The organism is Stenotrophomonas sp. STEN022 (assembly GCF_056760155.1).
Genome location: NZ_JBRREG010000004.1, coordinates 37,919 through 49,959, shown reverse-complemented (window position 1 = coordinate 49,959; position 12,041 = coordinate 37,919). Strand labels below are relative to the sequence as shown.

Here is a 12,041-nt window from a genome sequence, read left to right as displayed (position 1 = left end):
ATTCGGGTCATGCCGCTCATTGCGCCGCCGCCTCGCTGCGCTTGGCGCGCAGGCGCTTCAGGTACTCAGCGACGGCGCTGTTGTGATCGGTGTAGGACGCGGAGAACACATGCGCGCCGCTGCCATCGCCGACCGCGACGAAGTACAGCGCATCGCCCGGTGCCGGCTTGGCGGCGGCATGCAGCGCGTCGCGACCCGGCATGGCGATCGGCGTCGGCGTGAGGCCCGCGCGGGTATAGGTGTTGTACGGCGTGTCGGTGGTCAGGTGCACCTTGCGGATATTGCCGTCGTAGGCGCTGCCGATGCCGTAGATCACGGTCGGGTCGGTCTGCAGGCGCATGCCGATCTTCAGGCGGCGTGCGAACACACCGGCAATCTGCGGGCGCTCACTGGCCAGGCCGGTTTCCTTCTCGATGATGGAGGCCAGGATCAGCAGTTCGTAAGGCGATTTCAGCGGCAGGTCGTCGCTGCGCTCGGCCCAGGCGGCATCCAGTTCCTTTTCCATCGCGGCATGGGCGCGCTTGAGCACGTCCACGTCACTGTCGCCACGCTGGTAGATGTAGGTTTCCGGCAGGAACCGGCCTTCCGGGTGCTGGTCGGCGAAGCCGATCTTGGCCATCAGCTCGGTGTCGGACAGCTCGGTGGTTTCGTGCTGCAGCGGCTGTGCACGCGCCAGGGCGGCACGCAGCTGGCGGATGTTCCAGCCTTCGACGATGGTCACGCGGTATTGCAGCACCTTGCCCTGGCGCATGTTCAGCAGCAGCTGGCGCGGCGTGAGTGTCGGGTCGAGGGCGTATTCGCCGATCTTCAGCTTGCCGGCGGCATCGAGCTGGCGGGCCAGCAGCTGCCATTGCAGGTCGTCGCCTTCGTCGACACCGGCCGCGCGCAGCTTGCGCAGCACGCTGTTGAGCGAATCACCGGAGGCGATGCTGACGCTCTGCTCGGACGGGGTCAGCGGCGCACCGGCAAAGCTGCCCTGCCGCTGCCACAACCAGGCCGCACCTGCGCCTGCCAAGGCGACCAGCAGCAACAACACCGCCAGCACCAACAGACATCCGCGCTTGGCACCCGCCATGGTCACCCCGTCTTCAAATAGTGGATGCGCAGGATACCGCGCTGGCGGCAACGCCAGCCAAAACGGCGTTCATCATTGTGGATCGAGCGCACGCAACAGCCCGCGCGCCTTGGCCCGCGTTTCGTCCAGTTCCTTGTCGGCCAGCGAATCCACCACGATGCCGGCGCCGGTGCGGAAGCTGGCGGTGCTGCCCTGCACTTCCGCGGTGCGGATCAGGATGTTCAGGTCCATGTCGCCATCGCGGTTCAGCCAGCCGAAGGCGCCGGTATAGGCACCACGGGCGGTCTGCTCCAGCTCGGCGATGATCTCCATGCAGCGCACCTTGGGGCAGCCGGTGATGGTGCCGCCGGGGAACGTGGCGGCGATCACTTCGCCCGGGGTCACGTCCGGGCGCAGACGCGCGCGCACGTTGCTGACGATGTGGTGCACGTGGGCGTAGCTCTCCACGATCATCAGTTCATCGACCTCGACGCTGCCGGGTGCGGCGATGCGGCCGAGGTCGTTGCGCTCCAGGTCGATCAGCATCACGTGCTCGGCACGTTCCTTGGGATGGCCAACCAGCTCCTGGATGCGGGCGGCATCGTCGTCGCCTGCAAAGCGCGGGCGGGTGCCGGCGATCGGACGCGTCTGCACCACATCGCCGCTGACCGAGACCAGGCGCTCCGGCGAGGAGCTGACCACGGCGCGGCCGGCAGCCGTGAACAGGCCAGCGAACGGTGCGGGGTTTGCGGTGCGCAGGCGCGCGTACAGTGCTTCGGGCGCAAGTGGCGCGTCGAACTGCGCCTGCCAGCGGCGCGACAGGTTGACCTGGAAGACGTCGCCGGCATGCAGGTAGTCGATGACCTTGTGCACGCCGTCGGTGAAGCGCTCACCTGCGTCTTCGTTGATCGCGCTGGGGCCATTCCAGTGCGGCAGGGCTGGCAGCTGCGCGGCTTCGGCTTGATCGTGCTGGAGCTGGCTGAGCAGCTCTGCTGCGTCGTCTTCGGCGATGGCGATGCAGCGGCCGCTGTCGCGCTCGCGCAGGACCGCTGCTGGGCAGCGTAGTGCGATCGCGGTTGGCAGGCCGTCGCTGCGCTGTGGCAGCTGCAGGATGGGTTCGATCTGTTGTGCGAGTTCGTAGTCGAGCAGCAGTGCCCAGCCGCCGCGGAACGGAATGTCCGCTTCCATAGCGTTGCGGGCTTGGCGCAGGGATTGCCAGTCGCGGTCGAGGGCGGAAAGGAAGTCGCCTTCGACTGGGGCGCCGCCTTCGCGCTGCAGGCTGCCGTCGGGGTTGAGCAGGAGTTGGCTGCCGTTGGCGATCAGCAACATGTCCCACTGGCCGAGCTTGCCAGCAGCGGTGGATTCAAGCAGGACCGGATAGCGATGCGGTGCGAGCCGATGCAGCGCCAGCAGGTCGGTGTCGGCGTGCAGGGGGAGGATGTGCATCGTGGGCCCAAAATGTCAGAAATGCAGGCTGTTCCCTTCTCCCGCCTGCGGGAGAAGGTGCCCGAAGGGCGGATGAGGGGAGCTTTTAAAGCTCTTAAAGCTTTTGGAGCTTTAAAGCTGCCCTCACCCCAACCCCTCTCCCGCTTGCGGGAGAGGGGCTTTGAGCAAAGCTTTGAGCAAAGCAACAGCCAAAAGCTTCAAGCAAAGCGACAAGCGCAAGCCTCAAGCAAAGCCCCAAAACCGCGTTAGATCCGCTTGAACACCAGCGTGCCGTTGGTGCCGCCGAAGCCGAAGCCGTTCGACATCACCACGTCGACGTCGGCCTTGCGGGCCACGTTCGGCACGTAGTCCAGGTCGCAGCCTTCGCTCGGGTTTTCCAGGTTGATCGTCGGCGGGATGATGCCGGTGTTCAGCGCCATCACCGAGAAGATCGCTTCCACGCCGCCCGCTGCACCCAGCAGGTGGCCGGTCATCGACTTGGTCGAGCTGACCAGCATCTTGTAGGCGTGCTCGCCGAAGGCAGTCTTCATCGCCATGGTCTCGCCCAGGTCGCCCAGCGGCGTGGAGGTGCCGTGTGCATTGAGGTAGCCCACCTGCTCCGGGGTGACGCCTGCGTCCTTCATGGCCGCGACCATGCAGCGGGCGGCGCCTTCGCCATTCTCGCTCGGTGCGGTCATGTGGTACGCGTCGGAGCTTGCGCCGAAGCCGGCCAGCTCGCAGTAGATCTTGGCGCCACGCGCCTTGGCGTGCTCGTACTCTTCCAAAATCAGGATGCCGGCACCGTCGCCCAGCACGAAGCCGTCACGGCCCTGGTCCCAGGGACGCGAGGCCTTCTCAGGCGCGTCGTTGCGGGTGGACATGGCCTTCATCGCGCAGAAGCCGCCCAGTGCAGTCGGCGAGGAGCCACGCTCGGCGCCACCGGCGACCATCACGTCGGCATCGCCGTACTGGATCATGCGCATCGCCGTACCGATGGAATGGTTGGACGTGGCGCAGGCGGAAACGGCCGAGAACGACGGGCCCTTCAGCCCGGCGATGATGCTCAGCTGGCCCGGCAACATGTTGATGATGGTCTTGGGCACGTAGAACGGCGAGATCTTCTTGCCTTCGTGGAACTCGATGGTCTGCTCTTCGATGCCGAGCAGGCCGCCGATGCCGGCACCGACGATGGCGCCAATGCGCTCAGCGTTGGCGTCGGTGATTTCCAGGCCGGAGTCGTGCAGCGCCATGAAGGCGGCACCCAGGCCGTAATGGATGAACGGGTCCATCTTCTTGGCATCCTTGCCGGTGACCCGATACTTGCCGAACTGCGGGTTGTCGGCGGTGATGTCGAAATCCCTGACCTCACCTGCAATTTTGGTGGTGAAACGTTCCAGATAGTTATCTGCAACATTCGTCAGCGGGCCGATGCCCGAACGGCCGTTGATGATGCCTTCCCAGCTGCTGGCCAGATCATTGCCCAGCGGCGACACCATGCCCATGCCGGTAACAACTACGCGACGACTCATTGCGGATTCTCCTGGCCCCGCACGCGGGGAGATTCAAGCTTAAAAGCACGGGGCCGCATCAGCGGCCCCATGGGTTTGCAACGCGGCAGACAGGCTTGCCGACCGCGCCTTGTCAGACCTGGATCAGGCCTTGACGTGTGCCTTGACGTAGTCGATGGCAGCCTGGACGGTGCCGATCTTCTCAGCTTCTTCGTCCGGGATTTCGCACTCGAACTCTTCTTCCAGCGCCATCACCAGCTCGACGGTGTCCAGCGAGTCTGCGCCCAGGTCATCGACGAACGATGCGCTGGTGGTGACTTCTTCTTCCTTGACGCCAAGCTGCTCAACAACAATCTTCTTGACGCGTTCTTCGATGGTGCTCATTAGGATATCGCTCCAGATGGAGTAGTGGTTCAAAAGACGCCAGCCCCCAGGGCTGGCCGTGGGATAGTGTAGTGGAAACCGTAGCGGCGGTGTTTCTGAACAAAAAAGCCGCGACAATCAACCACTTGGGTGCATTCCCTGCACACCACGCTTACGGCATGTACAAACCGCCGTTCACGTGAAGGGTTTCGCCGGTGATGTAACTGGCCGACGGACCGGCCAGGAACGCCACCGCCTTGGCGATGTCTGCGGGCTCGCCGAGGCGGCCCAGCGCGACCTGGCCGAGCATCGCCGACTTGGCGTCCTCAGGCAGATCCTTGGTCATGTCCGTGTCGATGAAGCCCGGTGCGACCACGTTGACGGTCACGCCGCGGCTGCCGATTTCCTTGGCCAACGACTTGGAGAAGGCAATGATGCCAGCCTTGGCGGCGGCATAGTTGGCCTGGCCGGCATTGCCGGTGACGCCGATGACCGAAGCGATGTTGATGATGCGGCCCTTGCGCGCCTTCATCATGCCGCGCATCACCGCCTTGGAGGTGCGGTAAACGCTGGTCAGGTTGGTGTCGAGGATGGCCTGCCAGTCCTCGTCCTTCATGCGCATCAGCAGGTTGTCGCGGGTGATGCCGGCGTTGTTGACCAGGATGCTGATGGCGCCGAATTCCTTGCTCACCGCGTCGATCAGCGCATCCACCGCGCCCGGCTCGGTCACGTTCAGTGCGCGGCCGTGGCCACCAACTGCGGCCAGACGCGTACCGATGGCGGCGGCGCCGTTGTCGGTGGTGGCGGTGCCGATGACGGTCGCGCCCAGCGCGGCCAGTTCGTCGGCAATGGCAGCACCGATACCGCGGCTTGCGCCGGTGACCAGCGCGATTTCACCCTGCAATGGCTTGCTCATATCTGTTCCTTGTATGCATGGCACCGCGCACGCGCAGCACCCATCATGACCGTGCGCAGGCTGCGCCCGCGCGGCGATCGCTTGCTCAGTTGGCCCACTCTTCCAGCGCACCGGCAAAGTCTGCCGGGGTGGCGAGCGAACGCCCTTCGATGTTCTTGTCGATGCGCTTGACCAGACCGGTCAGCACCTTGCCAGGGCCGCATTCGGCCACGCGGCTGACGCCGCGTGCGGCCAGCGCCTGCACGCAGCCGGTCCACTGCACCGGCTGGTACAGCTGCTGCACCAGCGCCTGACGGATGGCGTCCACGCCGTCATGCACCTGCGCGTCGACGTTCTGCACGACCGGCAAGGCCGGCAGCTGCCACGCCAGACCGTTCATCACAGCTTCCAGACGATTGGCGGCTTCGCGCATCAGCGGCGTGTGCGACGGCACGCTGACGGCCAGCTTCACCGCCTTGCGCACGCCCTTCTCGGCCAGCAGCGCCAAGGCGCGGTCTACTGCAGCAGCGTCGCCGCCGATCACGATCTGACCGGGCGAATTGAAATTGGCGGGGACGACGACCTGGCTGCCAGCAGCCTCGGCGCAGACTTCCAACACCAGTGCGTCTTCGGCGCCGAGTACGGCAGCCATCGCGCCAACACCGGTCGGGGCAGCGTCCTGCATCAGCTGGCCACGCAGGCGCACCAGATGTGCGCCGTCGTGCAGCGTAAGCGCGCCAGCGGCGACCAGCGCGGTGTATTCGCCAAGGCTGTGACCAGCCAGAACCGCCGGTTTTGCGCCGTCCTGTGCATTCCACAGGCGCCATACCGCGATGCTGGCGGCCAGCAGCGCCGGCTGGGTGAATTCAGTGCGATTGAGCTGCTCTTCCGGGCCGCCCTGCGACAACGCCCACAGATCGACGCCCGCACCTTCGGAGGCCTCGGCAAAGGTTTCACGGATCTGCGGATGCAATTCAGCCAGTTCGGCCAACATCCCAATGGATTGCGAGCCCTGGCCGGGGAATACGAAAGCGAGTCGGGAGTCAGTCACGCGGTCTTCTGCTGCTTCAATCGAAGGCCGGAATAATAAGCGCGAAAGCGCCCGCCCGTCTGTACTGGCGCGTATGCAGCGAGGCCCTGTAGTGCCGAACCATGCTCGGCAGGGGCATTACCGGCGAAGCCTCATGCCGAGCATGGTTCGGCACTACAGGTGAAGCCCCAACGACAACGGGCAGCCATTGGCTGCCCGTTCGGTAGACCTGCTTGCGGAGGTGCTTAGTAGCGCAGCAGCGCCGAGCCCCAGGTGAAACCGCCACCGAAGGCCTCCAGCAGCAGCAACTGGCCACGCTCGACGCGACCGGAACGGATCGCTGTATCCAGCGCCAGCGGCACCGAGCCGGACGAGGTATTGCCGTGTTTATCGACGGTGACCACCACGCGATCCATCGGCATTTCCAGGCGTTTGGCCGTGGCTTCGATGATGCGCAGGTTGGCCTGGTGCGGGATCAGCCAATCCAGGTCGGACTTGTCCAGGCCGTTGGCCTGCAGGGTTTCATCAACAACCGAGTCCAGCGCCTTGACGGCGTACTTGAACACGTCGTTGCCCTTCATGTTGATCTTGCCCGGCTTGTCGAAGCCGACCGAGACGCCAACCGGATCCCACAGCAGTTCCTTCTTGCTGCCGTCGGCATGCAGATGGGTGCTGAGAATGCCGGTGTCTTCGTCGGCCTTGAGCACGACAGCACCCGCGCCATCGCCGAACAACACGCAGGTGGTGCGGTCGGTCCAGTCGACGATACGGGTCAGGGTCTCCGCACCGATCACCAGGACATGCTTGGCATCACCGCTGCGAATGAATTTGTCAGCCACGCTCAGGGCGAAAAGGAAGCCCGAACATGCCGCATTGACGTCAAACGCCGCCGAGCCGGTCGCGCCGAGGCGGGCCTGGATCAAGCAAGCGGTAGACGGGAAGATCAGATCCGGCGTGGTGGTACCCACGATGATCATGTCCAGCTGCGAGGCCTCAATGCCGGCAGCTTCCAGCGCGCGCGTGGCGGCGTGGTAGCCCAGGTCACTGGTGGTCTCGTCGTCGGCAGCGATGTGCCGCTCACGGATACCCGTGCGCGACTCGATCCACTCGTTGGTCGTCTCGACGATCTTGGTCAGATCATCGTTGGTCAACACTTTCTCGGGCAAATAACTACCAGTGCCCGCGATCCTCGAGTAGATCCGCTTGCTCATGCTGTTTCCTATTGCGCGAAGCCGCCCGTAGGCGGCCCCGGAAGAATCGGTGCAACAACCGCCACACTCAGGTGGCGGCAGCCGTCACAAATCAATCTTCTTCGACGACCAGGGTCGACTTGGTCGTGATCACCTTCTTGCCGCGGTAGAAACCGTCAGCAGTGATGTGGTGACGCAGGTGCACTTCACCGGTGGTCGGATCGGTGGACAGCTGCTTTGCGCTCAGGGCGTCGTGGGCACGACGCATGCCGCGGCGGGACGGGGTAACACGGGATTTCTGCACAGCCATGGGATTGCTCCAAACTCGGTTTCGTTTGCTTCGTCGTTTAATTGCACAGGACGCCAGCGTCCAGCACTACTCGCTTTCGCCGCAGCCGCCGACGATTACCGGCCGCAATTATTTCTTCAGCGCCGCCAATGCCGCAAAGGGATTGGCCTTGCTCAACTCTTCTTCGGTCGCGGTGAAGTCACGTTCGACTGCCTCGCTTCCAGGTGCCAGCGCTACCACCGGCACCGCCAACACCAATTCGTCTTCCACCAGGTCCAGCGGACGCAGGCTGCCGTCTTCGGGCACCAGCATCGCTTCGTATTCTTCTGGAAGCGCAGATTCTTCTTCCTCGTCCTTGATCAAGCCCAAGCGCTGCTTGATCGACACCGGCAGCAGGAAACGCTGCATGGTGCGCTGGCAGATCAAGGGCAGCTCGGTATCGATGGTCAGATCGACGTACGACACCTGCAAGATGTTGTCTCGATCGAACTCCAGTGAATACGTGCACTGACCTTCGGTATCGGCAACCAGACCCTGCAAGCGGGTCAATTCGGACAAAGGCACCTGGCCATCAAAGCGCCTGCGCGCAATGACCATCCGCCAAGCATCCAGCAATTCGGGTACGTTCGCGGACATAAGCTGCAGAATGTTAAGGAGTAGCCGCGCCGCTGTCAAATCCATAGCGGCGGAAACATTGTCAGACCGGCGGCGGCGCAGCAGACTGGCCGTCCCGAGCTGCGTATTTTTACACATGAAGCCCCTGATTCTCGCCTCCACGTCCAGATATCGCGCTGAATTGCTTAACCGGCTCAGGATTTCGTTCAGTTCAGCGGCCCCGGATGTGGACGAAGCCGCGCTCCCCGGCGAGTCGCCGGCAGCCCAAGCGCAGCGCCTTGCCGCCGCCAAGGCCGCCGCGGTTGCCCGCCAGCAGCCCGGCAGCTGGGCGATCGGCTCGGACCAGGTCGCCGAGCTGAACGGGCAGCCTTTGGGCAAACCAGGCACCCGCGAGGCGGCGTGTGCACAGCTGGTGGCGATGTCCGGCCATGAGGTGCTGTTCCACACGGCGGTCTGCCTAAGTGATGGCAACACGCAATATCAGGCTAGCGATCTCACCCGCGTGCGCTTCAGGACCCTGCAGGCGGCCGAGATCGAGCGCTACATCGACGCCGAACAGCCCCTGGACTGCGCCGGCAGCTTCAAATGCGAAGGCCTGGGTATCACTTTGTTCGACGCCATCGAGAACTGCGACCCTACGGCGTTGATTGGCTTGCCGCTGATAAAGACCGCACAACTGCTGCGCCAGGCGGGTTACCAATTGCCCTAGCCTGCCGCACTGCCGTAGCCCGGGTATGCGCAGCGCACCCGGGAACCAGTATCCAACGGCCTTTCAGCGTTTCCACCAAATGCCCCGTGTGCGCTACTGGCCGCCCACACCCTGCGCGTGCCGCGGATAGACGCTACTGAACCTCGAACGGCTGTTCGGCCCAGCTTTCTACACTGCCATCATTGCCATGCAGGCGCAGGCCCAGCCAATGCGTGCCGGGCTTCAGGCCGGAGGTATCCAGCGTTGCATCAAAACCGGTGTTTGGATGCTGCGGATCGGTGGAAATCTTCCAGAACGGGCGCACGTCATAGGCACGCCCATAGACAGCATCACCAACGCTACGCCCATCCAGCAGCATCTCAACCCGCGACAATCCCACGCCATCCTTGAAGGCCCAGCCACTGACTTTCAGCGCACCATCCACGGCCTGACCAGCCAGCGGGGTTTCCACCCATGCCATCGCCGGCGTCACGCACGGTCCCTGTTGCTTCTGGGCTGACAAGCGGAACAACAGAAAACGTTGGAACCCATGATCAAGCGAGACCACCTTCGGCGGTGGCAACGGCCCCACCAGCTCGCAGACCCTGTGGTAACGCTCCAGCAGATCACGGTAACGCTGGTCGCCCGGCGCAAGTACCAGCAGCACCGGCGTCGAGCGATTGCCGTCACTGATCAAATTCCAGAGCGCCAACTGCGCGGTGCGCCCATGCCTATCATTGAGTTCATGCGGCAGCACCTTGATCGAAGCATCATTGAGACGGAAACCCAACTCCGCACCAACCTTGAAACTGTCTGCCAGCACCTGGGTGTCTTCCGGCATCTGCGAGAGCTCCTCACGCACCCCCTCGGACAGCTGCTGCCACCCCGCAAAATTGCGCGGGTAGTACTTGCTGCCCGCCAAATGCTCACGCAAGCCAGGTGATGCGGCAACCAGGTAATAACTCATCGCCAGCAGCAGACCCAGCGAGGTGAGCCCCCACAATGCGCGCCGCCAAGGACGCGACCAGTGCGTGAGCAGCGCAGGCACACAGACCAGCAAGGCCAGATAGCCTGGCAGCGGCCAATGGAAGCTGACCCGTTCCACATCGGTGAAGAACCCCAACGCGAAGATCAGCAAGGTCGAGGTAGCACCGACCAAGGCGAAGTAGCGCCATTGCAGGTGGTGGAATCCACCTTGCACATTGCGCAGCCCCCTGCCAGCCACCACCGCCATCGCCGCGAACAACAGTGGCGTCACCAACAGCGGCTGGATCACCAGGAACAACAGCCCTTCAGGCTGGAACGCCCACGGATGGCGCTCGATCACCTGGAACTTGAGCCCAGCATCCTGGTTGTCCAGATTCCATGCCATCAGCGGCGCCCATGCCGCCAAACCCACCGACAGCGCGATCCACACCCGCGGATCTCGCAAGGCCTTGCGCCCCTCCGGCAACAGCACCAGCGCAATGAAGCCAACAATGATCACACCGATGAAGCGATAGTGACTGAGCGCGCCAATCAACAGGCCACAGGCCAGCAACAAGGCACTGCCAGCACCCACGCCACGCAGCAGGCGCGCTCCGGCATCCAGACATAGCAGGGCGGCAATCGCCATCGGCACATCCGGCACCGCCAGGATGCCCAGCGTCGCCGACAATGGCATCAACAAGGCCAGTGAGCCTGCACGCCAGCCCATGCGCACGCCGAACCAGCGGGTGCAGATACCGGCAACCATCCACGGCAGCATTGCGCCCATGATCAGGAATGGCAGACGCACACCCAGTCGGTGATCGCCGAAAACCTCGACACCGAGCCGCGTCAGCCAAGCGGTCAGCCCGGGCAGGTCCGAATAGGCCGCAGCCAGATGCTGGCCTTCCTGCCAATAGAACGCCTCGTCCACGAACAGCGTCAATTGCGAGGCCAACAGCACCTTGGCTGTGGTGACCAGCACCCACAACACAAGGAACGTTACGTATGCGCGTTGCTCACCCCTGTTTGGCACGTACACTTCCTTCAGCCCAAGTATCGAGACGACCATGACGATGGCGCCGCCCGGAATGCTAACCGAAGTAACACTACAGTCCCTATCGGCAGCACAACAGCAGGTCAACTCCCTCTTGCTCGGCAAGGCGCAGGAAGTGCGGATGGCCTTTGTCGCGCTGCTGTCCGGAGGACATCTGCTGATCGAGGACCTGCCCGGGCTCGGCAAGACCACCCTGGCCCATGCGATGGCCTCCAGCCTCGGCCTGCAGTTCCAGCGCGTGCAGTTCACCTCCGATCTGCTGCCCGCCGATGTGCTCGGCATCTCGGTTTACGAAGCGCATAGCCGCAGCTTCCAGTTCCATCCCGGCCCGGTGTTCTGCAACCTGTTGCTGGCTGATGAAATCAACCGCGCGCCGCCACGCACGCAGAGCGCCCTGCTCGAAGCGATGGCCGAGCAGCAGGTGACACTGGACGGCGTGACCCACCGGCTACCGGATCCTTTCTTCGTGATTGCCACGCAGAATCCGGTGGACATGTCCGGCACCTTCCCGCTGCCAGACTCGCAGCTGGATCGCTTCCTGCTGCGCCTGACCCTGGGCTATCCCAATGCCGATGCCGAACGCGCGCTACTGGCCGGCGAAGACCGCCGCGAGCTTATCGCGCGGGTTACGCCCTGCCTGTCAGAGCAGGACATCCGCATGTTGCGCGACGCCGTCGGCCAGGTGCATGCCAGTGAGGCATTGATTGACTACGTGCAGGCCTTGATCACCCGCAGCCGCCAGCACCCGGGCGTACGCGTCGGCCTGTCGCCGCGCGCAGGCATTGCCTTGTTGCGCGCAGCGAAGGCACACGCGCTGCTGCTTGGCCGCCAGCATGTGATTCCGGAAGACGTGCAAGCCTTGTTCATCGCCGTCGCCGGGCACCGCCTGGTCGCGGAAGCGGAGGCCTCCTCCGGTCCAACGCTGGCGCGCGCCATCCTGCACAGCGTGCAGGTGGACTGA

General features: G+C 63.9%; 12 protein-coding genes. 2 read left to right on the top strand and 10 right to left on the bottom strand.

The features are described from left to right. Nucleotides 1-16: 16 nt before the first annotated feature. The 9 genes from mltG to ACVOMF_RS02000 form a co-directional block, all read right to left on the bottom strand. Nucleotides 17-1,075: an endolytic transglycosylase MltG gene (mltG, locus tag ACVOMF_RS02040; RefSeq protein WP_481507778.1), complete on the bottom strand. Its 1,059-nt coding sequence runs from the start codon at nt 1,073-1,075 to the stop codon at nt 17-19. Nucleotides 1,076-1,147: 72 nt separating this feature from the next. Beyond that, nucleotides 1,148-2,500, bottom strand: coding sequence for an aminodeoxychorismate synthase component I (locus tag ACVOMF_RS02035; protein ID WP_481507777.1), 1,353 nt, complete (start codon nt 2,498-2,500; stop codon nt 1,148-1,150). 245 nt (nt 2,501-2,745) lie between these two features. Beyond that, complete coding sequence (fabF, locus tag ACVOMF_RS02030) at nt 2,746-4,008, bottom strand: beta-ketoacyl-ACP synthase II (protein WP_481507776.1); 1,263 nt, start codon at nt 4,006-4,008, stop codon at nt 2,746-2,748. A 123-nt stretch (nt 4,009-4,131) separates the two neighbouring features. After that, nucleotides 4,132-4,371 carry an acyl carrier protein gene (gene acpP / locus ACVOMF_RS02025; RefSeq protein WP_054659808.1) on the bottom strand — a complete coding sequence of 80 codons (240 nt, stop codon included), beginning with the start codon at nt 4,369-4,371 and terminating at the stop codon, nt 4,132-4,134. Between the two features lie 151 nt (nt 4,372-4,522). Next, nucleotides 4,523-5,266, bottom strand: a complete 744-nt coding sequence (gene fabG, locus ACVOMF_RS02020; protein ID WP_303749118.1) for a 3-oxoacyl-ACP reductase FabG — start codon at nt 5,264-5,266, stop codon at nt 4,523-4,525. An 85-nt stretch (nt 5,267-5,351) separates the two neighbouring features. Further along, the gene (gene fabD / locus ACVOMF_RS02015) at nt 5,352-6,296 is read right to left on the bottom strand and encodes an ACP S-malonyltransferase (protein WP_481507775.1); all 945 of its coding nucleotides are present in this window, start codon (nt 6,294-6,296) and stop codon (nt 5,352-5,354) included. Between the two features lie 224 nt (nt 6,297-6,520). Continuing rightward, entirely contained in the window at nt 6,521-7,486 is a 966-nt protein-coding gene (locus tag ACVOMF_RS02010) for a beta-ketoacyl-ACP synthase III (protein WP_296252782.1), read from the bottom strand. Nucleotides 7,487-7,577: 91 nt separating this feature from the next. After that, a complete protein-coding gene (gene rpmF / locus ACVOMF_RS02005; protein ID WP_282270713.1) occupies nt 7,578-7,775 on the bottom strand; it encodes a 50S ribosomal protein L32 in 198 nt (65 codons plus the stop codon). 108 nt (nt 7,776-7,883) lie between these two features. Beyond that, a complete protein-coding gene (locus tag ACVOMF_RS02000) occupies nt 7,884-8,390 on the bottom strand; it encodes a YceD family protein (protein ID WP_296252778.1) in 507 nt (168 codons plus the stop codon). A gap of 115 nt (nt 8,391-8,505) precedes the next feature. On the opposite strand from ACVOMF_RS02000, the gene ACVOMF_RS01995 reads away from it, so the two are divergent. Further along, nucleotides 8,506-9,078: a Maf family protein gene (locus ACVOMF_RS01995; RefSeq protein ID WP_481507774.1), complete on the top strand. Its 573-nt coding sequence runs from the start codon at nt 8,506-8,508 to the stop codon at nt 9,076-9,078. Nucleotides 9,079-9,211: 133 nt separating this feature from the next. Here ACVOMF_RS01995 and ACVOMF_RS01990 read toward each other — a convergent pair whose 3' ends face one another. Further along, nucleotides 9,212-11,095 (bottom strand): glycosyltransferase family 39 protein, encoded by a 1,884-nt coding sequence (locus tag ACVOMF_RS01990; protein ID WP_481507773.1) that lies wholly within the window; start codon nt 11,093-11,095, stop codon nt 9,212-9,214. 19 nt (nt 11,096-11,114) lie between these two features. On the opposite strand from ACVOMF_RS01990, the gene ACVOMF_RS01985 reads away from it, so the two are divergent. Then, nucleotides 11,115-12,041 (top strand): AAA family ATPase, encoded by a 927-nt coding sequence (locus ACVOMF_RS01985; protein WP_481507772.1) that lies wholly within the window; start codon nt 11,115-11,117, stop codon nt 12,039-12,041.